We start from the raw sequence: 23,120 nt of genomic DNA on the forward strand, positions 1-23,120 counted from the left end.
GTCCGCGGAGGGCCGGACGCAGGCTACGCGATCCGCTCTGGGCGTACGTCCTGCGGGAACTTCGCCGAGGCCCCGCACGCTTTGAATACAGTGGCAGGAACGGCAGGACAACCGCGGTTTCCACAACCGCCTCCGCTCGCGAAGGGACGTACATGCCCATGGGTCACACGACCACAGCCGAGGCAGGCTCCGGGGGCCTGACAGCGACCGAGCACCGCCTGGCCAACGGTCTGCGCGTGGTGCTCTCCGAGGACCACCTGACCCCGGTGGCGGCGGTCTGCCTCTGGTACGACGTCGGCTCCCGCCACGAGGTCAAGGGGCGTACCGGCCTGGCTCACCTTTTCGAGCACTTGATGTTCCAGGGCTCCGCGCAGGTCAAGGGCAACGGCCACTTCGAGCTGGTGCAGGGCGCCGGCGGCTCGCTGAACGGCACCACCAGCTTCGAGCGCACCAACTACTTCGAGACCATGCCCGCCCACCAGCTGGAGCTCGCCCTCTGGCTGGAGGCCGACCGCATGGGCTCCCTGCTGGCCGCGCTGGACGACGAGTCCATGGAGAACCAGCGGGACGTCGTCAAGAACGAGCGCCGCCAGCGCTACGACAACGTGCCGTACGGCACCGCCTTCGAGAAGCTGACCGCCCTGTCCTACCCGGAGGGCCACCCGTACCACCACACGCCGATCGGCTCGATGGCGGACCTGGACGCGGCCACCCTGGAGGACGCCCGCGAGTTCTTCCGCACCTACTACGCGCCGAACAACGCGGTGCTCTCCGTGGTCGGTGACATCGACCCCGCGCAGACCCTCGCCTGGATCGAGAAGTACTTCGGTTCGATCGCGTCCCACGACGGCAAGCCCGCCCCGCGCGACGGCTCCCTGCCGGAGGTCATCGGTGAGCAGAAGCGCGAGGTCGTCGTCGAGGAGGTCCCGGCGCGCGCCCTGATGGCCGCCTACCGGCTTCCGGAGGACGGCACGCGTGCGTGCGACGCGGCCGACCTCGCCCTGACCGTCCTGGGCGGCGGCGAGTCCTCCCGCCTGTACAACCGGCTGGTGCGCCGCGACCGTACGGCCGTCGCCGCCGGCTTCGGCCTGCTCCGGCTGGCCGGCGCGCCCTCCATGGGCTGGCTGGACGTGAAGACCTCCGGTGACGTCGAGGTGCCGGTCATCGAGACCGCCATCGACGAGGAGCTGGCCCGGTTCGCCGAGGAGGGCCCCACGCCCGAGGAGATGGAGCGCGCCCAGGCCCAGCTGGAGCGCGAGTGGCTGGACCGGCTGGGCACGGTGGCCGGCCGCGCCGACGAACTGTGCCGCTACGCCGTCCTGTTCGGCGACCCGCAGCTCGCCCTGACCGCCGTCAAGCGCGTCCTGGAGGTGACCCCGCAGGAGGTCCAGGAGGTCGCCAAGGCCCGCCTGCGGCCCGACAACCGCGCGGTCCTCGTCTACGAGCCGAAGTCCCCGGAGTCCGTCCCGGACGCCAAGGTCCCCGAGGACCCGGAGCGGGAAGCGACCGTAGAGGCCGGCAACGAGAACGACGAGGAGACGGCCAAGTGACCGAGCTCGCCACCATGGAGTTCCACCCCCAGCCGCAGCCCGGCGACGCCAAGCCCTGGGCGTTCCCGGCCCCCGAGCGCGCCACCCTCGACAACGGCCTGACCGTGCTGCGCTGCCACCGCCCCGGCCAGCAGGTCGTCGCGGTGGAGGTCCTGACGGACGCGCCCCTGGACGCCGAGCCGGCCGGTCTGGACGGCGTCGCCACGATCATGGCGCGGGCCTTCTCCGAGGGCACCGACAAGCACTCCGCCGAGGAGTTCGCCGCCGAACTGGAGCGCGCCGGCGCAACCCTGGACGCGCACGCCGACCACCCCGGAGTCCGGCTCAGCCTGGAGGTCCCGGCCTCCCGTCTGTCCAAGGGCCTCGGCCTGCTCGCCGACGCCCTGCGCGCGCCCGCCTTCGCCGAGAGCGAGGTCGAGCGGCTGGTGCGCAACCGGCTGGACGAGATTCCGCACGAGCTGGCCAACCCCTCCCGCCGGGCCGCCAAGGAGCTGTCCAGGGAACTGTTCCCGGCGGCCTCGCGCATGTCCCGCCCGCGCCAGGGCAGCGAGGAGACGGTCGAGAAGATCGACGCGGCGGCCGTGCGCGCCTTCTACGACCGCCATGTGCGGCCCGCCACCGCCACCGCGGTGGTCGTCGGTGACCTGACCGGCATCGACCTGGACGAGCTGCTCGGCGAGACCCTGGGCGCCTGGACCGGCACGCCGGGCGAGCCCCGGCCGGTGCCGCCGGTGACCGCCGACGACACCGGGCGCGTGGTCATCGTGGACCGGCCCGGTGCCGTCCAGACGCAGCTGCTCATCGGCCGCGTCGGCCCCGACCGGCACGACCGCGTGTGGCCCGCCCAGGTGCTCGGCACCTACTGCCTCGGCGGCACCCTCACCTCCCGCCTGGACCGCGTCCTGCGCGAGGAGAAGGGCTACACCTACGGCGTGCGGTCCTTCGGGCAGGTCCTGCGGTCCGCGCCGGACGGGACGGGCGCGGCGATGCTCGCCATCAGCGGCTCCGTCGACACGCCGAACACGGGCCCGGCGCTGGACGACCTGTGGAAGGTGCTGCGCACCCTCGCGGCGGACGGCCTGACCGACGCCGAGCGGGATGTCGCCGTGCAGAACCTCGTGGGTGTGGCGCCGCTGAAGTACGAGACCGCGGCGGCCGTCGCGAGCACGCTGGCCGACCAGGTCGAGCAGCACCTGCCCGACGACTTCCAGGCGACGCTGTACCGGCAGCTGGCCGCCACGGGCACGGTGGAGGCCACCGCGGCCGTCGTGAACGCCTTCCCGGTGGACCGTCTGGTGACCGTCCTCGTCGGCGACGCCGCCCAGATCAAGGCGCCGGTCGAGGCCCTCGGCATCGGCGAAGTGACCGTGGTGGCGGCCGAGTAACGGCCCGCGCGCGGAAGGGGCCCTGCCGACCTACGGGTCGTCAGGGCCCCTGCTGTTCCACTCTTTCTCCCAGATGCCCGTTTTAGGGCGGAGGTTGCCTGTCTGACCTGTGGGATGCGCTACAAAAACCGGTATCCGTTTGAGGATTGAAAGCACGCCCCCGTAGCTTCGTCCAGGCTGTTCGTCAGGCAGTGCGCCGCGCCCGCGGCACCGGACAGTCATCGCCGAGTCCCCGTACGGCGCGAGCCAGGGGAGCCGGGGACCCACCGTCCCTGGGGTGAATCGGGCGCCCGCGCGGCAGCGAGGGGGCCCGTAGGAGACCTTCCTGCTCCGAACCCGTCAGCTAACCCGGTAGGCGAGAGGGAAGGAAAGGACCAGCCACTTCATGGCGTTCATGTGCGCCACCGGGAAGCACCGCAAGCCCGGCCGGGTCAAGCGGACCACCGCTCAGGCGGCCGGTATCGCGGCCCTCACCACCACCGGTGTGATCGGCACCCTCGCCGCCTCCCCGGCGCTCGCCGCCGAGAACCCCGGCGAGCAGACCGGCCTCATTCCCGTCCTCGCCGCGACCGATGACGTCGCCGAGCAGATCGACGCGCAGGCCGCCGCGCAGCAGCAGGCCGCCGACCAGAAGGCGGCCGAGAAGGCCGCGGCGAAGGCGGCCGCCAAGCGGGCCGAGGAGATACGCGCGGCCAAGGCCCGCGCCGCCCGAGAGGCGGAGCGCAAGCGGCTGAACGCCTTCGTCGCCCCCATCGCGCACTCCTACGTCTCCACGGGCTACCAGGCCAGCAGCTCCCTGTGGTCCTCCGGCTCGCACACCGGCATCGACTTCCACGCGGCCAGCGGCACGACCGTCCACGCGGTGGGCTCCGGCACGGTCGTCTCCACGGGCTGGGGCGGCGCGTACGGCAACCAGATCGTGATCCGGATGGCCGACGGCATGTACACCCAGTACGGCCATCTGTCCTCCATCGGGGTCACGGTGGGCCAGAAGGTCGTCCCGGGCCAGCAGATCGGCCTGTCCGGCGCCACCGGCAACGTCACCGGCCCGCACCTCCACTTCGAGGCGCGCACCGGTACCGAGTACGGCTCCGACGTCGACCCCGTCGCCTACCTCCGCCAGCACGGCGTGAACGTCTGACGCGTACCGCACGGTCATCGATAGCCCCGGCTCACCGAGCCGGGGCTATCGCCGTTTTTCGCGGTGTCCGCCGTACTCCCTGTCCAAAATATATCCATGGATTAGGGCCTGCCATCGGAAATTCCGGCTCATTGGAATAGAGTCGCGGAACAGGCGTCCATCGTGGCGTTTCACGGGGATTTAAGGCGGAGGTCGGTCATGCGTATTCCGGCGCACACGGTGTGCACCGCGGTCCGGGACGACATCGTCGCCGGCGTGTACAAGCGCGGCAGCCGCCTCACCGAGGAAGTCCTGGCCCGCCGCTACGGCGTCTCGCGCGTCCCCGTGCGGGAGGCGCTGCGCACGCTGGAGGCCGAGGGCTTCGTGGTGACGCGCCGGCACGCGGGCGCGTGCGTGGCCGAGCCGACGGAGCAGGAGGCCGCCGACGTGCTGGAGATGCGGACGCTCCTGGAGCCGCTGGGCGCCGCGCGGGCCGCCCAGCGGCGCACCGAGGCCCATCTGAAGGTGCTGCGCGGCCTGGTCCGGCTGGGGCAGGAGCGGGCCAGGAGGGGCAACAGCGACGATCTGCGCTCGCTGGACGGCTGGTTCCACGAGACGCTCGTCCAGGCGTCCGGCAGCCCGTCGTTGACCGCGATGCTGACTCAGTTGCGCCACAAGATCGCCTGGATGTACGCGGTGGAGCCGCCGCTGAGCCCGGCGGATTCCTGGGCGGAGCACGGCGCGATCGTGGATGCCGTGGCGCGCGGGGACGGCGAACGCGCGCGGGCGCTCACGGCGCTGCACGCGGAGCGCGCGGCGGGTGCGCACCGGCTGCGCCTTTCCGGTGCCGTGGAGCGTGTGAGGACCTCGCAACACGCCGTAAACATGTCGGGCCCGCGGCTTTAACACGGGCGCCGTATACAAAGATGAGTTAATCGGTGAGGGCGTGTTTTTCGCTGTCCTTTTTCCGCGCCCTGAATTCCGGGTCGCGGTCTTCTGGATGCCCGCGGTGAATTCGGGTGCCCCCCTCGAAAACGCGGAAGCCGCGCCGCCCGGTACGGAACGGCGCGGCTTCCCGGTCCTGCTCAGACGGTCTCGGGCAGCTCTTCCAGGCCCTCGGAGACCAGCTTGGCCAGACGGTCGAGGGCGGCGTCCGCGCCCTCGGTGTCGGAGGCGAGGACGATCTCCTCGCCGCCCTGGGCGCCCAGGCCCAGGACGGCCAGCATGGAGGCCGCGTTGACGGGGTTGCCCCCGGCCTTGGCGATCGTCACCGGGACGCCTGCGGCCGTGGCGGCTCGGACGAAGATGGAGGCGGGGCGGGCGTGGAGGCCCTCGGCCCAGCCGACGTTGACGCGGCGCTCAGCCATGTGTTGCTGCCCTTCGGTGTTCAGGGTTGTCTAGACCAGTTTCCCACACCGTGAAGCGTGCCCGGACAGGGCATTCTTCCCGCTCCGGTGTGGCGTCGGACCGCGGCCTCGGTCCGGCTCCCCGTCCTCCACAGACTGCCTCGCCCCGCCTGCCTGCGCGAGCCGTACTCTGGGGCCCATGCAGACCTCGGCGGACCGGCAGGACCGGCACCAGTACCCCGCCCACTGGGAGGCGGACGTGGTGCTGCGCGACGGTGGCACCGCACGCATCAGGCCCATCACCGTTGATGACGCCGACCGCCTGGTCAGTTTCTACGAGCAGGTCTCCGACGAGTCGAAGTACTACCGCTTCTTCGCGCCGTACCCACGGCTCTCCGCAAAGGACGTCCACCGCTTCACGCACCACGACTTCGTGGACCGGGTGGGGCTCGCCGCCACCATCGGCGGCGAGTTCATCGCCACCGTACGCTACGACCGCATCGGCACCGACGGCATGCCCGCCTCCGCGCCCGCCGACGAGGCCGAGGTCGCCTTCCTGGTGCAGGACGCCCACCAGGGCCGTGGAGTCGCCTCCGCCCTGCTGGAGCACATCGCCGCCGTCGCCCGCGAGCGCGGCATCCGCCGCTTCGCCGCCGAGGTGCTGCCCGCCAACACCAAGATGATCAAGGTGTTCACGGACGCCGGTTACACCCAGCAGCGCAGTTTCGAGGACGGCGTCGTCCGCCTGGAGTTCGACCTCGAACCCACCGACCGGTCCGTCGCCGTGCAGCGCGCCCGGGAGCAGCGCGCCGAGGCCCACTCGGTACGGCGGCTGCTCGCGCCCGGCTCCGTCGCGGTCGTCGGTGTCGGCCGCGCCCCCGGCGGGGTGGGCCGCAGCATCCTCGGCAACATCCGCGAGGCGGGCTACCCGGGCCGGCTGCACGCCGTGAACAGCGCCTTCCCGGAGGACCTCAAGGAGGTCGACGGGGTACCCGCGTACCGCTCGGTGCGGGACATCGACGGGCACGTCGACCTCGCCGTCGTCGCCGTACCGGCCGAACACGTGCCCTCCGTGGTCGCCCAGTGCGGCGAACACGGCGTGCAGGGGCTGGTCGTGCTCTCCGCCGGATACGCCGAAAGCGGACCCGAGGGCCGCGAACGGCAGCGCGCCCTCGTACGGGCCGCGCGCGCCCACGGCATGCGGACCATCGGCCCCAACGCCTTCGGGATCATCAACACCGCCTCCGACGTCCGGCTGAACGCCTCCCTCGCCCCCGAGATGCCCCGCCCCGGCCGCATCGGGCTGTTCGCCCAGTCCGGAGCCATCGGCATCGCCCTGCTGTCCCGGCTGCACCGGCGCGGCGGAGGGGTGACCGGTGTCACCGGCGTGTCCACCTTCGTCTCCGCCGGCAACCGCGCCGACGTCTCGGGCAACGACGTCCTGCAGTACTGGTACGACGACCCCGAGACCGATGTCGTCCTCATGTACCTGGAGTCCATCGGCAACCCCCGCAAGTTCACCCGTCTCGCCCGCCGAACGGCGGCGGCGAAGCCGCTGGTGGTCGTGCAAGGGACCGGAACGGCGCCGCAGGGGCACGCGGTACGGGCCACCCGGCTGCCGTACGCGACCGTCTCCGCGCTGCTCCGTCAGGCCGGCGTGATCCGGGTCGACACGATCACCGAACTGGTCGACGCCGGGCTGCTGCTGGCCCGCCAGCCACTGCCCGGCGGACCGCGCGTCGCCATCCTCGGCAACTCCGAGTCGCTGGGCGTGCTGACGTACGACCGGTGCGTCGCCGAGGGACTGCGGCCGGCGCGGCCGGTGGACCTGACGACCGGGGCGACGGCGGCGGACTTCCACCGGGCGCTCGCCGCCGCGCTGGCCGACGGGACGAACGACGCCGTCGTCGTCACGGCGATCCCCGCGATCGGGGAGGGGTCGCCCGGGGACGCGGAGCTGGCGGAGGCGCTGCGGTCGGCCGCGGCCTCGGTGCCGGGGAAGCCGGTACTCGTGGTCCATGTGGAACTCGGGGGGCTCGCGCAGGCGTTGTCGGCCGCGGCCAGCACGGCACCGTGGGCCGCCGACAAGGGCCACCCCGCGCAAAGCCCGCCCCCCGCGGTACGGGCACCGGACGACTCCCCTCCGGAAGGCACCCATCTCATCCCCGCCTATCCCGCCGCCGAGCGGGCCGTCCGCGCCCTCTCCGAAGTCGTGCGGTACGCGCAGTGGCGCCGGGAGGCCGCCGAACCGGGGAAGGTGCCGGAGTACGACGACATCGACGAGAAGGGCACCGCCCGGCTGATCCACGGGCTGCTGGAGCGCGGAGAGGGACTCACCGTCTCCGCCGCCGAAACCTGTGAGCTGCTCGGGAAGTACGGCATCCCCGTGCGCCGGGCGTTGCCCGCGCCCACCCCGGGCGCCGCCGCCGAGGCCGCCCGCGCGCTCGGCTACCCGGTGGCCCTCAAAGCCACCGCCCCGCACCTCAGGCACCGCGCCGACCTGGGCGGCGTACGGCTGGACCTCGCGGACGAGGAGCAGTTGCTGCGGGCGTACACCGAGCTGACCGAGCTGTTCGGGCGGCCGGAGGAGCTACGGCCGGTGGTGCAGGCGATGGCTCCCAGGGGCGTCGACACCGTCGTCCGCGCGGTGATCGATCCGGCGGCCGGGGCCGTGCTGTCCTTCGGCCTCGCCGGGGCCGCCTCCCAGCTGCTCGAGGACACGGCCCACCGGCTGGTCCCCGTCACCGACCGGGAGGCGGCCTCGCTCGTGCGGTCGATCCGCACCGCACCGCTGCTCTTCGGCTGGCGCGGCTCCACGCCCGTCGACACACCCGCGCTGGAGGAGCTGCTGCTGCGGGTGTCCCGGCTGGTCGACGACCACCCCGAGGTGGTCGCGGTCACCCTGGAGCCGGTCGTCGTCGCCCCGCACGGCGTGAGCGTCCTCGGCGCCACCGTGCGGATCGCGCCCCCGCCCGCCCGAGACGACCTCGGCCCGCGCACGATGCCGGCCTACTGAGCGGGAGGGGGAGCGCGTGGAGATCGCCGGACACCCGGCTGCCCGGGGGCAGCCGGTGGGACGGGGAGGTGATCGCCTGGAACGCCGGACGACTGCGGCCGGCCGCCGGGTACGACCTCACCCACCACCACGGCCTGGAGATGGTCTTCGCCGAACCCGCCCTCGTGTCCTGTCCGCCCGGCTTCCAGGACCCCGTCTTCCGCGCCCCGACGGCCGAGCAGAGGGCACGTCTCGCGTGGGAACCGGACGGGCCACACCCCTCGTGGCCGCGTTCGAAGCCGACGCCGGCGGCCGGGAACCGGTCTTCCGCCTGGTCGCGGCCGAGCGGCTGGAGATCCTGCCGGGACTCGTCCCTCGGCGGGCGCGCCCGGGGGCCGGGGCCGCCCCCAGTGCCCGCGACTGGCCCGGACCGCCCTTGCCCACGGATTAGGATGGACGCCATGGCCAAGACCAGTACGACGACCCAGGGGCTGCGCGCGGCGATCGAGCGCAGCGGCTACTACCCGGCCCTCGTGGCCGAGGCGGTGGAGGCCGCTGTGGGCGGCGAGCCCGTCCGGTCGTACCTGGTCCACCAGGAGACGACGTTCGACCAGAACGAGGTGCGCCGGCACGTCACCGTGCTGGTCCTCACCGGCAACCGCTTCATCGTCAGCCACACCGACGAGCAGGCCGCCGACAGCACCTCCCCGACGCCGTACGCCACCACCTCCACCGAGTCCGTGAAGCTCGACCGGATCTCCTCGGTCGTGGTCAGCCGGGTGGTCGCGAACCCGGAGCAGTACAAGCCGGGCACGCTGCCCCGCGAGGTCGTGCTGACCATCGGCTGGGGCGCGGTCAGCCGCATCGACCTGGAGCCCGCCGCCTGCGGCGACCCCAACTGCGACGCCGACCACGGCTACACGGGCAGCTCCACGGCGGACGACCTCAGCCTGCGCGTCAGCGAGGCCGGGGACGGCCCGGAGACGGTGCGCCAGGCCCTCGCCTTCGCGCAGGCCATCTCGGAGGCGACCGCGGACCTCACCCGCTGATGTCCCAGCTCTCCGCCTGGGACCACCCGGAACCCCTCGCCCTCGACACCGCGCCGCTGCCCGAGTACGGCAGCGGCTCCCTCGCCGACCTGTTGCCCACCCTCGCCGCCGGCATGGGCGTGCCCGGCCTGACCCCCACGATCGGGGAACTGACCGCCACCGACCGGGCCTGTGTCTTCCTGATCGACGGCCTGGGCTGGGAGCAGCTCAGGAGCCATCCGGACGAGGCGCCGTTCCTGACCTCCCTGCTCGGCAGCTCACGCGGTGGCACCGGACGCCCGCTCACCGCCGGCTACCCGGCCACCACGGCCACCTCGCTCGCCTCCGTCGGAACGGGCCTGCCGCCCGGCGCCCACGGTCTGCCCGGGTACGCGGTGCGCAACCCGGCCACCGGCGAGCTGATGAACCAGCTCCGCTGGCACCCGTGGACCTCGCCGCGCCCCTGGCAGCCGTACCCCACCGTCTTCCAGCTCGCCCATGACGCGGGGGTGCACGCCGCCCAGGTGTCCTCGCCCGCCTTCGCCCAGACCCCGCTCACCAAGGTCGCGCTCAGCGGCGGCACCTTCCACGGCCGGCTGACCGGCGAGGAGCGCATGGACCTCGCGGCCGAGCAGCTGGCCGCCGGCGACCGCTCGCTGGTGTACACGTACTACGCCGAGCTGGACGGCTCCGGACACCGCTACGGCGTCGCCTCGGACACCTGGCGCGGCCAGCTCATGTACGTCGACCGGCTCGTCCAGCGGCTGGCCGAGCAGCTGCCGCCGCGCAGTGCCCTCTACGTCACCGCCGACCACGGGATGGTCGACGTACCGTTCGACGAGCAGCACCGCATCGACTTCGACGAGGACTGGGAGCTGCGCGCCGGCGTCGCCCTGCTGGGCGGCGAGGGCCGGGCCCGGCACGTGTACGCGGTGCCGGGCGCCGAGAACGACGTGCTGACGTGCTGGCGTGAGGTGCTGGGGGAGCAGTTCTGGGTGGCCTCGCGGGACGAGGCGATCGCGGCCGGCTGGTTCGGGCCGAGCGTGGACGAGCGCGTGTACCCGCGGATCGGTGACGTGGTCGCCGCCGCGCACGACGACGTCCTGCTGATCGCCTCCGAGCGCGAACCGAAGGAGTCCGTGCTGGTCGGCAACCACGGTTCGATGACCCCGGCGGAACAGCTCGTGCCCCTCCTCGAAGTACGCTCCTGACGCGCCCCCGACCCCCGCGCGCCCCCGCACATGATCCCCACGACGTGCCGAAAGGTGTTCAACTCCTCATGCCCGAGCTGGTGTTCTTCTCCGGAACGATGGACTGCGGGAAGTCGACGCTGGCTCTGCAGATCGAGCACAACCGTTCCGCGCGCGGCCTGGCCGGCATGATCTTCACCCGCGACGACCGCGCGGGCGAGGGCAAGCTGTCCTCCCGGCTCGGACTCGTCACCGACGCGGTGGAGGTCGAGGACGGCCAGGACGTGTACGCGTACCTCGTGGACCATCTCTCGCAGGGCGGCCGGGCCGACTATGTGATCGCGGACGAGGCACAGTTCCTCGCGCCCGAGCAGATCGACCAGCTCGCGCGCGTGGTGGACGATCTCGGCCTGGACGTGTTCGCCTTCGGCATCACCACCGACTTCCGCTCCAAGCTCTTCCCCGGATCCCAGCGGCTGGTGGAACTGGCCGACCGGATAGAGGTGCTCCAGGTGGAGGCGCTGTGCTGGTGCGGCGCCCGCGCCACGCACAACGCCCGCACGGTGGACGGCGAGATGGTGGTCGAGGGCGCCCAGGTGGTCGTCGGCGACGTCAACCAGTCCGCGGGCGAGGTCGGCTACGAGGTGCTGTGCCGCCGTCACCACCGCCGCCGGATGACCGCCGCGTCCGCCCGCGCGGCGGCTCTGTCCCCGGACGTGCTGCCCGTCCCGTCCTCCTGAGGGCTCAGCGCGGGTCCTGCACCACCGAGAACTCGGCGCCCTCCGGATCCTCGACCGTGGCCACCTGCCCGTGCGGGCTGTCGTGGGCCGGTCTGAGGACCCGCCCGCCCAGACCGGTGACCTGACGCAGCGTCTCACCGAGGTCGGCGACCTCGAAGTACGTCTGCCAGTGCGACCCCCGGTCCCGGGGCAGACCGTGGCCCATGCCGTGCAGCCCGGCCACCGGACGGCCGCCCAGGCGCAGGGTCAGATAGTCGAAGTCGGCGGAGACCACCGGCTCCTCGACGTAACCGAACACGCTTTTGTAGAACTTGGCGACACTCTCCGTCTCGAAGGTCCGCAGCTCGTTCCAGACGGGTGTGCCGGGCACACCGGTGACGGCCGTGCCGAGATGTGCGGAGGCCTGCCAGATACCGAACACCGCCCCGGAGGGGTCGGAGGCGATCGCCATCCGCCCGGCCTCGGCGGCGTCCAGCGGGCCGACGGCCACCGTGCCGCCGCACAGCCGTACCGTGTCGGCGGTCTGGTCCACGTCGTCCGAGGCGAGATACGGCGTCCAGGCGACCGGCAGCCGGCGGTCCGGCGGCAGCTGGCCCATGCCCGCCACCTCCCGCCCGTCCAGCAGCGCCCGCACGTACGGGCCGAGCTGCTGCGGGCCCGGCAGGAACTCCCAGCCGAACAGCTCACCGTAGAACGCCTCGGTGGTGTCCAGCCCGTGCACCATCAGGCTCACCCAGCAGGGTGTGCCGGGCACGCGCCGCGCGTGCGGACCGGCCGACTCTGGTGCCTCGGTCATCGATCACTCTCTCCCCGGCCCCTCGTGGTGGCCGTGTCGCTTCCGCTCCCCGGCAGGGGTGTTCACGCCGCTGGCGCGTACGCCCGTGCCGGTGCCCGCATCCTCCGCGGTGCCGGAGGCCGTACCGCGCCGCTCGGCGATACCTTCCGAGAGGATGCCCGATCTGCCATCTTTCGCCGCTTCCTGACGGTGGCCGACGGGTGTCCGACGCCTGTACAGCCCGTGCTCGATCCCGTACGCCTCGTGATCGAGACTGTCCGGCCGAGCAGAGTAGCCGGACCTGGACGCCGCGGCCACCCCTGGCGTATGGATGGACGCCATGACAGCCATCATCACCGCATCCGAACTCGCACCTGAGCTGACCGGGGGCAACCCGCCCGCGCTGCTGGACGTGCGCTGGCAGCTGAGTCTGGCCAAGGCGGCGGGCGCGCCGGCCTTCGACGGCCGGGCCGAGTACGCGGCCGGGCACATCCCCGGCGCGGTCTTCGTCGATCTGGACCGGGAACTGGCCTCCGCGCCCGGGGCGGGGGGCCGGCATCCGCTGCCCGACCTAGCGGAGTTCGGTGCCGCGATGCGCCGCGCGGGTGTGTCGGCGGGCCGGCCGGTCGTCGTGTACGACGGCGGGCAGGGCTGGGCGGCCGCGCGCGCGTGGTGGCTGCTGCGCTGGACGGGTCACCCGGACGTGCGGGTGCTCGACGGCGGGTTGCCGTCCTGGCGGGGCGGGCTGTCCACGGACACGCCCGCGGTGCCGGAGGGTGACTTCGTGCCGGCGCCGGAGGCCGTGGGACTGCTGGACGCGGACGAGGCCGCGGCGCTGGCCCGCACGGGTGTGCTGCTGGACGCGCGCGCGGGGGAGCGGTACCGCGGTGAGGTGGAGCCGGTCGACCGGGTCGGCGGGCACATCCCGGGCGCGGTGTCCGCGCCGACGACGGAGAACGTGGGCCCCGACGGCCGCTTCCTGCCCGCGGCGGAGCTGAGGGACCGTTTCAAGGCCCTGGGGGTGTCCGGGGACACCGAGGTGGGCGTGTACTGCGGTTCGGGCGTCTCCGGCGCCCACGAGGTCCTCGCGCTGGCGGTGGCCGGCATTCCGGCGGCCCTGTACGTCGGTTCCTGGTCCGAGTGGTCCGCGGACCCGTCCCGGCCGGTGGTGGTGGGGGCGGATCCGCAGTAGCGGGGCAGCCGGAGGAGGGGGCACGCGCGCGTGCCCCCTCCAGCGGTCACGGAGACTTACTCCTGTTTCTTGCGGCGGGTGCCGAACACGATCTCGTCCCAGCTCGGGACGGCCGCGCGGCGACCGGGGCGGACGCCGTCGGCCTCGGCCTGGCGGTCGGTGGCGCCGATGAGCCGGTCGCGGTGGCTGCCGACGGAGCGCGGCATGAGCACGTCCGCGTAGGCGGAGCCGGCCGACGCGGCGGGCGCCGGTGGCTCCTCGGTGGCGGCCTCGTCCTCGGCCTCCTCCGCGGGCTCCTCCGGGCGCTCCGGTACCACCAGGTCGCCCCGGAAGCTCGGCACGGCCTCCAGCAGGCTGGTCAGCGAGTCGCGCTCGCCCGTGCTCTCCTCGACGGACTCCGGCGACTGCGCGGGCAGGCCGGGCCGTTCGCGGTCACTGCGGTCGAGGGCGCGGTCCATCCCACGCTCGCGCGGCAGCCGGGCGATCCGCGGGACGAACGGGAAGCTCGGCTCCGGCACGGCGAGGTCGTCGGACTCGCCGATCAGCGAGCGCGCCTCGTCGTCGACGGCCTGGACGAGCCGCCGGGGCGGGTCGTACGTCCAGCTCGCCGAGTGCGGTTCGCCCACCACCCGGTAGACGAGGAGTACTTCCCAGGTGCCGTCGTCGCGGCGCCAGGAGTCCCACTGCACGGTGTCCTTCTCGGCACCGCGCAGCAGCAGCCGCTCCTGCACCGTCTCGCCGAGCAGCGGGCCGGAGTTCTCGCCGGGACGGCGGACGGGCGTCTTGCGGGCTCGCTCGGCCATGAAGGCACGCTCGGCCAACACGGGGCCCTCGAAGCGCCGTACCCGGTCGACCGGGATGCCGGCGAGCTGCGCGACCTCTTCCGCGGTGGCACCGGCCCGTATCCGGGCCTGGATGTCACGGGGGCGCAGATGGCTCTCGACCTCGATCTCGATCTGGCCGAGGCGGGGCCGGTCGCCGCGCACGGCGGCGCGCAGCCGTTCGTCGATCGGAAGTGTGTACTCCGTGGAGTCGGCAGCCTTCAGCACCAGCCGTGTGCCGTCATTCGAGACGGCCACGACACGCAGTTCGGGCATGGGGACCTCCCGGGTGGTGCCTGCCGACGTCACGTGCGTCGCTGCTTCCGCTAGTCGAGTGTGGCCTGCCCGGGTGCAGCCTGCCACAACCTTGCCGAGTTGCCCGGCGTGTCGGGCACGGGCCCGGGACCGCCGTTATGGCACGGTTACCTGTTCGCAACGCTAAGTGACCAATTTCGTCACCCTGTGCAACTAGCCCCCTCCCGGCGGTCCTGCAAAGCCGCGGGCACCCTGGTGGGAGACCGGACCCAGGGCTCGCAACAGTACTCCATTCGGGCCATGTGCGTGGATCGGCGCGCTGCTCAACTTCTGGCAAGGGATGCGACTTCGCCGTCCGCAACCGGTTTTGTCGATCACCGACGTGGCGAACTTCACGCAATCGCCAGAAACGGAACTAATGGTTTCGTTCGTACGTCCCCTTCTCGTGCGGTAGGTCGAGCAATGTCGGTCAAGTACGGGAAAGGCAGGCAAGTTCCGGGTATGCGTGAGACGCCCGACACGGGTCGGAAGCGGATCGATCTGAACGTCCCCCAAGTCGCGGGCAGTGCCCTGGCGGCCGTCGTGGCGGCCAAACTGGCCTCGTACTTCGGGGTGTACGGCACGATCATCGGCGCCGGAGTGGTCAGTGTCGTCGCCACCTGCGGAGGCACGCTGTTCCAGCACTTCTTCAAGCGGACGGGGGAGCAGTTCCGGGAGAAGACCGCGGTGACGGCCCGGCCGAGGGGACAAGCCCCACGGTCTCCCGGCGAGTTCACCGACGGCACCGTCTACCGCGCGCGGATGAAGAGCCGGCGCCGCCCGCTGGTCGCCGCCGCCCTGGTCTTCGGGGTCACCCTCGCCGGCATCACCACCTACGAGCTGGTGTCCGGCAACAGCTTCAGCGGCGGCGGGGGCACGACCGTCAGCGACGCGGTCACCGGCCGCGGCTCGTCAGGCCACACGTCCGACCACCCGCCCGCCCCTTCGGGCACACCGTCCCCGGAGCGCACGCCGCCCACCGGCGATGACACGACCCGCAGCACGCCACGCAGCACGTCCCCGGTGCCCGGCGGCTCCCCGAGCGGGGAGCCGGGTGAGGAGGCGAGCGAGGAGCCGGGCGGCGACCCGGCCACCCCGGCACCCACGCCCAGCGCGCCCGAGTCGTCGGCCACGACGCCTACGCCCCCAGAACCCTCCGCAAGTAGTCGTTCTGGAACAGACGTTCCGGGTCAAGGCGGTCCCGCAGCGCGGTGAACTCGCCGAAGCGCGGGTACACCCGGGCGAAGTACTCCGCGTCCCGCGTGTGCACCTTGCCCCAGTGCGGACGCCCCTCGTGCGCGGTGAGGATGCGCTCGGCGGCCGTGAAGTACGCGTGGTACGGCGTCCCCCGGAACATGTGCACGGCGATGTAGGCGCTGTCCCGGCCGGAGGCGGTGGACAGCGTGATGTCGTCGGCCGGGGCGGTGCGCACCTCCACCGGGAAGCTGACCCGCAGCCCCGAACGGTCGACCATGGCCCGCAGTTCGCGCAGCGTCTCCACCAGGGCCGCGCGCGGGACGGCGTACTCCATCTCCACGAACCGCACCCGGCGCGGTGAGGTGAAGACCTTGTAGGGGATGTCCGTGTACGTCCGCGCGGACAGGGCCTTGCTGGAGATCCGCGCGATCCCCGGGATGGTGGCCGGGGCGGCGCGGCCGACCCACTGGACCGCCTGGAACACCCCGTTGGAGAGGAACTCGTCCTCGAACCAGCCGGCCGGCTGCCCCACCGGCTGCTCGGGACCGGCACTGCGGTTGTTGCGCTTGGTGTTGGTGCTGCCGGTGTGCGGGAACCAGTAGAACTCGAAGTGTTCGTTCTCGGCCCACAGCTGATCGAACTCGGCGAGGACCCGCTCCAGGGGCATCGGTTCCTCGCGCGCGGTGAGCAGGAAGAGGGGCTCCACGGCGAACGTGATCGCGGTGACGACACCCAGGGCGCCGAGACCTATGCGGGCGGCGGCGAAGACGTCGGGATTCTCCTTCTCGGAGCAGCTGAGCACCGAGCCGTCCGCCGTGACGAGTTCGAGCCCCTTGATCTGCGCGGCGATGGAGCCGGACTCGCGGCCCGTGCCGTGCGTGCCGGTGCTGACGGCTCCGGAGACGGTCTGCTCCATGATGTCGCCCATGTTGGTGAGCGAGAGGCCCTCGCGCGCGAGAGCGGCGTTGAGCCTCTTGAGCGGGGTGCCCGCCTCCACCGTGACCGTCATGGATCCACGGTCGATGGTGCGTATGCCGGTCAACAGTTGAGGGCGTATCAAGACGCCGTCGGTGGCGGCGATCGAGGTGAAGGAGTGCCCGGTCCCGACCGCCTTCACGGTCAGGCCGTCCTCGCGGGCCCGGCGCACCGCCGCGGCCAGTTCCTCCACGGAGGCCGGTGCGACCTGCCGGACAGGCCGGGCGGAGACGTTGCCGCCCCAGTTACGCCAGGTGCCGTTCTTCCCGCTCGCTGTGCTGCTCAACGGTGCCTCCCCGACCCGTGGCCGGCCTGCGCAGCCGGCGGTACCCGAGGAAACCGACCGCGGCCGCGACGGCCCCGGACACAGCCGGAACCCCGTACCCGGCCCGCGCCCCGGCCGCGTCGATCGCCCAGCCGGCCGCGGAGGAGCCGAGCGCGACGCCGACCGCGAGGCCGGTGCTCACCCAGGTCATGCCTTCGGTGAGCTGCGCGCGAGGTACGTGCTCTTCGATGAGGGACATCGTCGTGATCATCGTCGGTGCGATGGACAGCCCCGCAACGAACAGCGCCACGGCCAGAAGCGGCAGGTTTCCGACCAGTAGGAGGGGGATCATACTCACGGCCATCGCCGTCACGCCCAGCAGCCAGCGGCGTTCCGGCGCACCGCTGAAGCGCAGCAGCCCGAAGACCACGCCCGCGGCACAGGAACCGGCCGCGTACAGCGCCAGGACCAGGCTCGCGGCGCCCTTGTGGCCGCGCTCGTCGGCGAAGGCGACGGTGACCACGTCCACGGACCCGAAGATCGCGCCGGTCGCCACGAAGGTGGCCACCAGCACCTGGAGCCCCACCGCGCGCAGGGCGCTGCCGCCGCCGTGCCGCTCGCGCGGGTGCGGCTCCGGCTCGGTGGCGCGCTGGGCGGTCAGCCAGAAGACGCCGACCGCCAGGAAGCAGGCCGCCAGCAGCGGGCCCGCCTCCGGGAACCAGACCGTGGACAGGCCGATGGAGATGATCGGCCCGAAGATGAAGCAGACCTCGTCCACGACCGACTCGAAGGAGTAGGCGGTGTGCAGCTTGGGCGTCCCCCGGTACAGCGCCGCCCAGCGGGCCCGGATCATCGCGCCCAGGCTGGGCACCGACCCGATCCCGGCCGCGCACACGAACAGCACCCAGTCCGGCCGGCCCGAGTGCGCGGCGAGCAGCAGTCCGGCCGCCGCGACCAGGGCCACCAGGGTCGCGGGGCGCAGCACCCGGCGCTGCCCGTGCTGATCCACCAGGCGGGATATCTGCGGTCCGATCGCGGCGGCGGACAGCGCGATGGTGGCCGACAGGGCACCCGCGAGGCCATAGCGCCCGGTCAGCTGGGAGACCATCGTGACCACGCCGATGCCCATCATCGACAACGGCATCCGGCCGAGGAATCCCGCGGCGGAGAAGGCCGTGGCGCCGGGCGCGGCGAACAGGGCTCTGTAGGGGCTGGGCACGGGGACTCCGAAGCGGGTCGGTAAGGCACGAATGCTGGTGCTACAGCTTACGGTTAGGTGACCCTAATGGCACGGGTGCGCGACCGGAGAAATCGCCCGGTGAAATCCACCTAAACCGCCTGCAACGCGACTCTTCACTCCGCTGTTTCCCCGCTGTCGGTACCGAGTGGCAGGATCGACTCATGCCAGACGCGCTCGATGCCACCCCGTACGACGCCCTGCTCCTGCTCTCCTTCGGCGGCCCCGAAGGCCCGGACGACGTGGTCCCGTTCCTGGAGAACGTCACGCGTGGGCGCGGCATCCCGAAGGAACGCCTCAAGGAAGTCGGGCAGCACTACTTCCTGTTCGGCGGGGTCAGCCCCATCAACGACCAGAACCGCGCCCTGCTGGACGCCCTGCGCAAGGACTTCGCCGAACACGGCCTGGACCTGCCGGTCTACTGGGGCAACCGCAACTGGGCGCCGTATCTGACGGACACCCTGCGCGAGATGGTCGCCGACGGCCGCCGCCGCATCCTGGTCCTGGCCACCAGCGCCTACGCCTCCTACTCGGGCTGCCGCCAGTACCGCGAGAACCTCGCCGACGCGCTGGCCGCCCTGGCGGACGAGGGCCTGGAGCTGCCGACGATCGACAAGCTGCGGCACTACTTCAACCACCCCGGCTTCGTCGAGCCCATGATCGACGGCGTGCTGCGCTCCCTCGCGGACCTGCCCGAGGCCGTCCGCGCGGGGGCCCACATCGCCTTCACCACCCACTCCATTCCGACCTCCGCCGCCGACACCTCCGGCCCGGTGCAGGCCCACGGAGAGGGCGGTGCCTACGTCGAACAGCACCTGGACGTGGCCCAGCTGATCGCCGACGCCGTCCGCGAGCGGACCGGCATCGACCATCCCTGGCGCCTCGTCTACCAGTCCCGCTCCGGCGCCCCGCACATCCCGTGGCTGGAGCCCGACATCTGCGACCACCTGGAGGAGCGGCACGCCGCCGGTGTCCCGGCCGTGGTCATGGCCCCCATCGGTTTCGTCTCCGACCACATGGAGGTCCTCTACGACCTCGACACCGAGGCGAAGGCCAAGGCCGAGGAGCTGGGCCTGCCGGTGCGCCGCTCGGCCACCGTGGGCGCGGACCCGCGGTTCGCCGCGGCCGTCCGCGAGCTGATCCTGGAGCGGGCCGCCGTGGAGCGCGGCCAGGAGGTCACGCCCTGCGCCCTGGGCGCGCTCGGCCCGAGCCATCAGCTCTGCCCGGTCGGCTGCTGCCCGGCCCGTGCCCCCCGCCCGGCCGCCGCGGGCGCCGACAGCCCCTACGCGTGAGGAGACCCGTGACCGACACCCAGCACCGGGACCTGCTCGCCCTGGCCCAGGAGGCCGCCCGCCGCGCCGGTGAGCTGCTGCGGGACGGCCGCCCCGCCGACCTGGCCGTGGCGAGGACCAAGTCCAGCCCCATCGACGTCGTCACCGAGATGGACATCGCCGCCGAGAAGCTGATCACCGATCTGATCTCCGGCCGGCGCCCCGACGACGGCTTCCTCGGCGAGGAAGGGGCCTTGGTCGAGGGCACCAGCGGCATCCGCTGGGTGATCGACCCGCTGGACGGCACCGTCAACTACCTCTACGGGCTGCCGAGCTGGGCGGTGTCCATCGCGGCCGAGCGGGACGGCGAGACCGTCGTCGGGGTCGTCGCGGCTCCGATGCGCGGCGAGACGTACCACGCCGTCCGCGGCGGCGGCGCCTGGGCCACGGGCGCGTGGGAGGGCGAACGGGCGCTCGCCTGCCGTCCCGCGCCCCCGCTGGAGCAGGCGCTGGTCTCCACCGGTTTCAACTACGTCACCGAGGTCCGCGCCCATCAGGCCGAGATCGCCGGCCGGCTCATCCCCATGCTGCGGGACATCCGGCGCAGCGGCTCGGCGGCGGTCGACCTGTGCGACGTGGCCTGCGGCCGGCTCGACGGGTACTACGAGCGAGGTCTCAACCCGTGGGACTACGCCGCCGGCGACCTGATCGCCCGGGAGGCGGGCGCGCTGACCGGCGGGCGGCCCGCGAAGCGGCCCTCACGGGAGCTGACGGTCGCGGGGGCGCCGGGGGTGTTCGAGCCCCTCCAGCGGCTGCTGGAGGACTTCGGCGCCTGGCACGACTGACGGGCGCGGACCCGCGGACGCACGCAAAGGGACCCCGGCGCTGGATTCGCCGGGGTCCCCTCTTGCGCTCTCGGGCCGATCAGACGCGTGACGCGCCGACCTCCACACCGTGTTCGGCGGCGAGGCGTCGCAGGTCGTCGAGCTCTCCCTGCTCCACCTCGACGAGGAAGTCGTCGCCCTCGTCAAGAGCCCGCGACAGATCGGACTCGGTCGCCTTTATGCGCTGCAGAAGTCCTGCGGTGAAAGCGTCCATGCTGCGCCCCCTCGTCCTGGGTCGTGGGTCGGTGGCACGGGGGTGTGCCGTATGGAAGGGGCGATCACGGCTCTTCGCAGGTGCCCAGCGCTGCCCGGCTGGGCGGCTGCGGTGCCGGACACCCGCGTCCGCTCTGCCAAGCGGATGGCGGGGTACCGCATGGTGCTGCGGCACATGCAGAGCGTGATCGCGGGGTGTAAAGCCGTCCTCCCCCAGCTCCCCTCCGGAGAAACCTCAACCGGAAGGGAAATTCTCGTATTCCCGCCCCGTTACCCCCGTCCCTGCGGCCCCGACCCCGCCTTACAGCCGACTTATGGCCGAAAAGGGCAGGATGGGGGGTCACACCCTACGGAGACCCCCTGCCCGCGCGCGCCCACGGCGCGCTGCGCGGGTGGACACAGGAAGGACAAGCGACGTGCGCGTACTCGTCGTCGAGGACGAGCAACTGCTCGCCGATGCGGTGGCCACCGGACTGCGCCGGGAGGCCATGGCCGTCGACGTCGTGTACGACGGTGCGGCCGCCCTGGAGCGCATCGGCGTCAACGACTACGACGTGGTCGTCCTCGACCGCGACCTCCCGCTCGTGCACGGCGACGACGTCTGCCGCAAGATCGTCGAGCTGGGCATGCCCACCCGCGTGCTGATGCTCACCGCGTCCGGCGACGTCAGCGACCGTGTCGAGGGCCTGGAGATCGGCGCCGACGACTACCTGCCCAAGCCGTTCGCGTTCAGCGAGCTGATCGCGCGCGTGCGTGCCCTCGGCCGCCGCACCAGCGTGCCCCTCCCGCCGGTCCTGGAGCGCGCCGGCATCAAGCTCGACCCCAATCGCCGCGAGGTCTTCCGCGACGGCAAGGAGGTCCAGCTCGCGCCCAAGGAGTTCGCGGTGCTGGAGGTGCTGATGCGCAGCGAGGGCGCGGTCGTCTCCGCCGAGCAGCTGCTGGAGAAGGCGTGGGACGAGAACACCGACCCGTTCACCAACGTCGTGCGCGTCACCGTGATGACCCTGCGCCGCAAGCTGGGCGAGCCTCCGGTGATCGTCACCGTGCCCGGCTCCGGTTACCGGATCTGATCGCCGTGGCCGCGACACCCGCGCCGGCACAGGCGCCCCCTAAGCCCACCTGGGACCCCAGGCGGCCGCAGCCCCCCTTCCCATGGCTGCGCCCGACCATCCGCATACGGCTGACCCTGCTGTACGGCGGCATGTTCCTGATCGCCGGCATCCTGTTGCTGTCGATCATCTACCTGCTGGCCGCACAGGCGATCAGCACCGGCAACCAGCCGCTGTTCAAGATCGTCAGCTTCTCGCAGGGCTCGCAGCTGAAGATCTCCAGCGCCAACTGCCCCGCGATCAACGGCAATGACCTGTCCCTGCAGGACTTCAACGACGCGATCGCCCACTGCGTGGACCAGCAGCGCCAGACGGCCCTGGACAACCTGCTCAGCCGCTCCCTGCTGGCCCTGCTGGGCCTCGCCGTGATCGCCTTCGCGTTCGGGTACGCGATGGCGGGCCGCGTACTGTCCCCGCTCGGCCGGATCACCCGCACCGCCCGCCAGGTGGCCGGATCCGACCTGTCCCGCCGGATCGAGCTGGACGGACCGGACGACGAGCTGAAGGAGCTGGCGGACACCTTCGACGACATGCTGGAGCGGCTTCAGCGGGCCTTCACGGCCCAGCAGCGCTTCGTCGGGAACGCCTCGCACGAGCTGCGCACCCCGCTCGCGATCAACCGCACACTGCTCGAGGTGCACCTGTCGGATCCGGACGCGCCGGTGGAACTGCAACAGCTCGGCAAGACGCTGCTGGCCACCAACGAGCGCAGCGAACAACTGGTCGAGGGGTTGCTGCTGCTCGCCCGCAGCGACAACCAGATCGTCGAGCGCAAGCCCGTCGACCTGGCCGAGGTAGCCGCGCAGGCCGTCGACCAGGTGCACGCCGAGGCCGAGGCCAAGGGCGTGAAGATCCGAGGCGAGCGCAAGCCGGCCGTGGTCCAGGGCAACGGCGTGCTGCTGGAGCGGATCGCGCTGAACCTCGTCCAGAACGCGGTGCGCTACAACGTGACCGAGAATGGCTGGGTCGAGGTGAACACGGAGGTCGAACACGGGCAGGCTGTGCTGACCGTGTCCAACACCGGGCCGGTGGTTCCGGCGTACGAGATCGACAACCTCTTCGAGCCCTTCCGCAGGCTTCGCACCGAGCGGACGGGCAGCGACAAGGGCGTCGGCCTCGGCCTGTCCATCGTCCGGTCCGTGGCCCGGGCGCACGGCGGGCACATCCTGGCCCAGCCCCGGGAGGGCGGTGGACTGGAGATGCGCGTCACGCTGCCGCTGTGATCCGACGGACACACGCGGTGGTTGTTCGCTTCACGCGGAATTTTTCGACCGCTGGACCGGGTTCTTTCTGTGTGATCGATCACATGGGCGGAATTCCGGCCATGTACGCATGGTGATCATGACAGAAGGTGGAAAGCCGGGAAAGTCCGGGTTTTCAGGGCTCTTGATCACGGGAAGTACACGGTGAGGCGCCTTTGAGGTGCGGCATTCGAACCGTGTACGGTCCTCACCGCCATCCAAGCCGATCACTCTTGAGGGGTCGGGCTGGGTGTCGATTGAGTAACAGACCTTGATGTGAGGCAAAATCTCC

20 protein-coding genes and 1 riboswitch are annotated in these 23,120 nt (G+C 72.1%); of the genes, 14 read left to right on the top strand and 6 right to left on the bottom strand.

Annotated features, from left to right (window positions below; genetic code table 11):
- The first annotated feature begins 152 nt into the window (after window positions 1–152).
- From ACIGYR_RS35105 to ACIGYR_RS35120, 4 genes are all read left to right on the top strand, one after another.
- Window positions 153–1,550: a M16 family metallopeptidase gene (locus tag ACIGYR_RS35105; protein ID WP_399607778.1), complete on the top strand. Its 1,398-nt coding sequence runs from the start codon at window positions 153–155 to the stop codon at window positions 1,548–1,550.
- Window positions 1,547–2,935, top strand: coding sequence for a M16 family metallopeptidase (locus tag ACIGYR_RS35110; RefSeq protein ID WP_399607780.1), 1,389 nt, complete (start codon window positions 1,547–1,549; stop codon window positions 2,933–2,935). The genes ACIGYR_RS35105 and ACIGYR_RS35110 overlap by 4 nt, the downstream gene beginning before the upstream one ends.
- Window positions 2,936–3,147: 212 nt before the next feature.
- A riboswitch (cyclic di-AMP (ydaO/yuaA leader) is annotated at window positions 3,148–3,308 on the top strand.
- Window positions 3,309–3,320: 12 nt separating this feature from the next.
- Window positions 3,321–4,076, top strand: a complete 756-nt coding sequence (locus tag ACIGYR_RS35115) for a M23 family metallopeptidase (RefSeq protein WP_391847497.1) — start codon at window positions 3,321–3,323, stop codon at window positions 4,074–4,076.
- Window positions 4,077–4,274: 198 nt separating this feature from the next.
- The gene (locus ACIGYR_RS35120; RefSeq protein WP_391847498.1) at window positions 4,275–4,961 is read left to right on the top strand and encodes a GntR family transcriptional regulator; all 687 of its coding nucleotides are present in this window, start codon (window positions 4,275–4,277) and stop codon (window positions 4,959–4,961) included.
- 179 nt (window positions 4,962–5,140) lie between these two features.
- Here the strand turns inward: ACIGYR_RS35120 and ACIGYR_RS35125 are convergent, their stop codons facing one another.
- Complete coding sequence (locus tag ACIGYR_RS35125) at window positions 5,141–5,422, bottom strand: HPr family phosphocarrier protein (protein WP_391847499.1); 282 nt, start codon at window positions 5,420–5,422, stop codon at window positions 5,141–5,143.
- A 178-nt stretch (window positions 5,423–5,600) separates the two neighbouring features.
- On the opposite strand from ACIGYR_RS35125, the gene ACIGYR_RS35130 reads away from it, so the two are divergent.
- The 4 genes from ACIGYR_RS35130 (at window position 5,601) to ACIGYR_RS35145 (ending at window position 11,354) form a co-directional block, all read left to right on the top strand.
- Entirely contained in the window at window positions 5,601–8,417 is a 2,817-nt protein-coding gene (locus tag ACIGYR_RS35130) for a GNAT family N-acetyltransferase (RefSeq protein WP_391847500.1), read from the top strand.
- Window positions 8,418–8,848: 431 nt separating this feature from the next.
- Window positions 8,849–9,445 (top strand): DUF5998 family protein, encoded by a 597-nt coding sequence (locus ACIGYR_RS35135; protein ID WP_391847593.1) that lies wholly within the window; start codon window positions 8,849–8,851, stop codon window positions 9,443–9,445.
- A complete protein-coding gene (locus tag ACIGYR_RS35140; protein WP_399607785.1) occupies window positions 9,445–10,635 on the top strand; it encodes an alkaline phosphatase family protein in 1,191 nt (396 codons plus the stop codon). The genes ACIGYR_RS35135 and ACIGYR_RS35140 overlap by 1 nt, the downstream gene beginning before the upstream one ends.
- A gap of 68 nt (window positions 10,636–10,703) precedes the next feature.
- A complete protein-coding gene (locus tag ACIGYR_RS35145) occupies window positions 10,704–11,354 on the top strand; it encodes a thymidine kinase (RefSeq protein ID WP_391847502.1) in 651 nt (216 codons plus the stop codon).
- Window positions 11,355–11,358: 4 nt separating this feature from the next.
- On the opposite strand, the gene ACIGYR_RS35150 is transcribed toward ACIGYR_RS35145, so the two are convergent.
- Complete coding sequence (locus tag ACIGYR_RS35150) at window positions 11,359–12,150, bottom strand: VOC family protein (protein ID WP_399607788.1); 792 nt, start codon at window positions 12,148–12,150, stop codon at window positions 11,359–11,361.
- 319 nt (window positions 12,151–12,469) lie between these two features.
- Between ACIGYR_RS35150 and ACIGYR_RS35155 the strand changes: the two genes are divergently transcribed.
- A complete protein-coding gene (locus ACIGYR_RS35155; RefSeq protein WP_391847504.1) occupies window positions 12,470–13,321 on the top strand; it encodes a sulfurtransferase in 852 nt (283 codons plus the stop codon).
- Between the two features lie 56 nt (window positions 13,322–13,377).
- Here the strand turns inward: ACIGYR_RS35155 and sepH are convergent, their stop codons facing one another.
- Window positions 13,378–14,418, bottom strand: coding sequence for a septation protein SepH (gene sepH / locus ACIGYR_RS35160; protein ID WP_399607790.1), 1,041 nt, complete (start codon window positions 14,416–14,418; stop codon window positions 13,378–13,380).
- Between the two features lie 480 nt (window positions 14,419–14,898).
- Here sepH and ACIGYR_RS35165 point away from each other — a divergent pair, with 480 nt between their 5' ends.
- Complete coding sequence (locus ACIGYR_RS35165) at window positions 14,899–15,651, top strand: hypothetical protein (RefSeq protein WP_399607793.1); 753 nt, start codon at window positions 14,899–14,901, stop codon at window positions 15,649–15,651.
- Here ACIGYR_RS35165 and ACIGYR_RS35170 read toward each other — a convergent pair.
- Entirely contained in the window at window positions 15,575–16,894 is a 1,320-nt protein-coding gene (locus tag ACIGYR_RS35170; RefSeq protein WP_399607795.1) for a D-arabinono-1,4-lactone oxidase, read from the bottom strand. The two genes, ACIGYR_RS35165 and ACIGYR_RS35170, sit on opposite strands and share 77 nt — an antisense overlap.
- Window positions 16,854–18,092: an MFS transporter gene (locus tag ACIGYR_RS35175; protein WP_399607798.1), complete on the bottom strand. Its 1,239-nt coding sequence runs from the start codon at window positions 18,090–18,092 to the stop codon at window positions 16,854–16,856. Before ACIGYR_RS35175 ends, ACIGYR_RS35170 begins: the two co-directional genes overlap by 41 nt.
- A gap of 182 nt (window positions 18,093–18,274) precedes the next feature.
- Between ACIGYR_RS35175 and ACIGYR_RS35180 the strand changes: the two genes are divergently transcribed.
- Together ACIGYR_RS35180 and ACIGYR_RS35185 are read left to right on the top strand one after the other, a co-directional pair.
- Window positions 18,275–19,402 carry a ferrochelatase gene (locus tag ACIGYR_RS35180; protein WP_399607801.1) on the top strand — a complete coding sequence of 376 codons (1,128 nt, stop codon included), beginning with the start codon at window positions 18,275–18,277 and terminating at the stop codon, window positions 19,400–19,402.
- Window positions 19,403–19,410: 8 nt separating this feature from the next.
- Window positions 19,411–20,226, top strand: coding sequence for an inositol monophosphatase family protein (locus ACIGYR_RS35185; RefSeq protein ID WP_391847510.1), 816 nt, complete (start codon window positions 19,411–19,413; stop codon window positions 20,224–20,226).
- A 79-nt stretch (window positions 20,227–20,305) separates the two neighbouring features.
- Here the strand turns inward: ACIGYR_RS35185 and ACIGYR_RS35190 are convergent, their stop codons facing one another.
- Window positions 20,306–20,479: a hypothetical protein gene (locus tag ACIGYR_RS35190; protein WP_391847511.1), complete on the bottom strand. Its 174-nt coding sequence runs from the start codon at window positions 20,477–20,479 to the stop codon at window positions 20,306–20,308.
- A 415-nt stretch (window positions 20,480–20,894) separates the two neighbouring features.
- On the opposite strand from ACIGYR_RS35190, the gene ACIGYR_RS35195 reads away from it, so the two are divergent.
- Together ACIGYR_RS35195 and ACIGYR_RS35200 are read left to right on the top strand one after the other, a co-directional pair.
- Window positions 20,895–21,548 (top strand): response regulator transcription factor, encoded by a 654-nt coding sequence (locus ACIGYR_RS35195; protein WP_003993508.1) that lies wholly within the window; start codon window positions 20,895–20,897, stop codon window positions 21,546–21,548.
- Window positions 21,549–21,553: 5 nt separating this feature from the next.
- Window positions 21,554–22,810: a sensor histidine kinase gene (locus ACIGYR_RS35200; protein ID WP_391847512.1), complete on the top strand. Its 1,257-nt coding sequence runs from the start codon at window positions 21,554–21,556 to the stop codon at window positions 22,808–22,810.
- The last annotated feature ends 310 nt before the right edge of the window (window positions 22,811–23,120 follow it).

The organism is Streptomyces sp. NPDC053076 (assembly GCF_044546845.1).
GTDB lineage: Bacteria > Actinomycetota > Actinomycetes > Streptomycetales > Streptomycetaceae > Streptomyces.

Excerpts from the sequence above, each read along its gene's own strand:
- ACIGYR_RS35140 (WP_399607785.1), top strand. The coding sequence starts at position 9,445 with ATGTCCCAGCTCTCCGCCTGGGACCACCCGGAACCCCTCGCCCTCGAC.
- ACIGYR_RS35145 (WP_391847502.1), top strand. The coding sequence starts at position 10,704 with ATGCCCGAGCTGGTGTTCTTCTCCGGAACGATGGACTGCGGGAAGTCG.
- ACIGYR_RS35135 (WP_391847593.1), top strand. The coding sequence starts at position 8,849 with ATGGACGCCATGGCCAAGACCAGTACGACGACCCAGGGGCTGCGCGCG.
- ACIGYR_RS35125 (WP_391847499.1), bottom strand. The coding sequence starts at position 5,422 with ATGGCTGAGCGCCGCGTCAACGTCGGCTGGGCCGAGGGCCTCCACGCC.
- ACIGYR_RS35130 (WP_391847500.1), top strand. The coding sequence starts at position 5,601 with ATGCAGACCTCGGCGGACCGGCAGGACCGGCACCAGTACCCCGCCCAC.
- sepH (WP_399607790.1), bottom strand. The coding sequence starts at position 14,418 with ATGCCCGAACTGCGTGTCGTGGCCGTCTCGAATGACGGCACACGGCTG.
- ACIGYR_RS35120 (WP_391847498.1), top strand. The coding sequence starts at position 4,275 with ATGCGTATTCCGGCGCACACGGTGTGCACCGCGGTCCGGGACGACATC.
- ACIGYR_RS35155 (WP_391847504.1), top strand. The coding sequence starts at position 12,470 with ATGACAGCCATCATCACCGCATCCGAACTCGCACCTGAGCTGACCGGG.
- ACIGYR_RS35115 (WP_391847497.1), top strand. The coding sequence starts at position 3,321 with ATGGCGTTCATGTGCGCCACCGGGAAGCACCGCAAGCCCGGCCGGGTC.
- ACIGYR_RS35190 (WP_391847511.1), bottom strand. The coding sequence starts at position 20,479 with ATGGACGCTTTCACCGCAGGACTTCTGCAGCGCATAAAGGCGACCGAG.
- ACIGYR_RS35165 (WP_399607793.1), top strand. The coding sequence starts at position 14,899 with ATGCGTGAGACGCCCGACACGGGTCGGAAGCGGATCGATCTGAACGTC.
- ACIGYR_RS35105 (WP_399607778.1), top strand. The coding sequence starts at position 153 with ATGCCCATGGGTCACACGACCACAGCCGAGGCAGGCTCCGGGGGCCTG.
- ACIGYR_RS35180 (WP_399607801.1), top strand. The coding sequence starts at position 18,275 with ATGCCAGACGCGCTCGATGCCACCCCGTACGACGCCCTGCTCCTGCTC.
- ACIGYR_RS35150 (WP_399607788.1), bottom strand. The coding sequence starts at position 12,150 with ATGACCGAGGCACCAGAGTCGGCCGGTCCGCACGCGCGGCGCGTGCCC.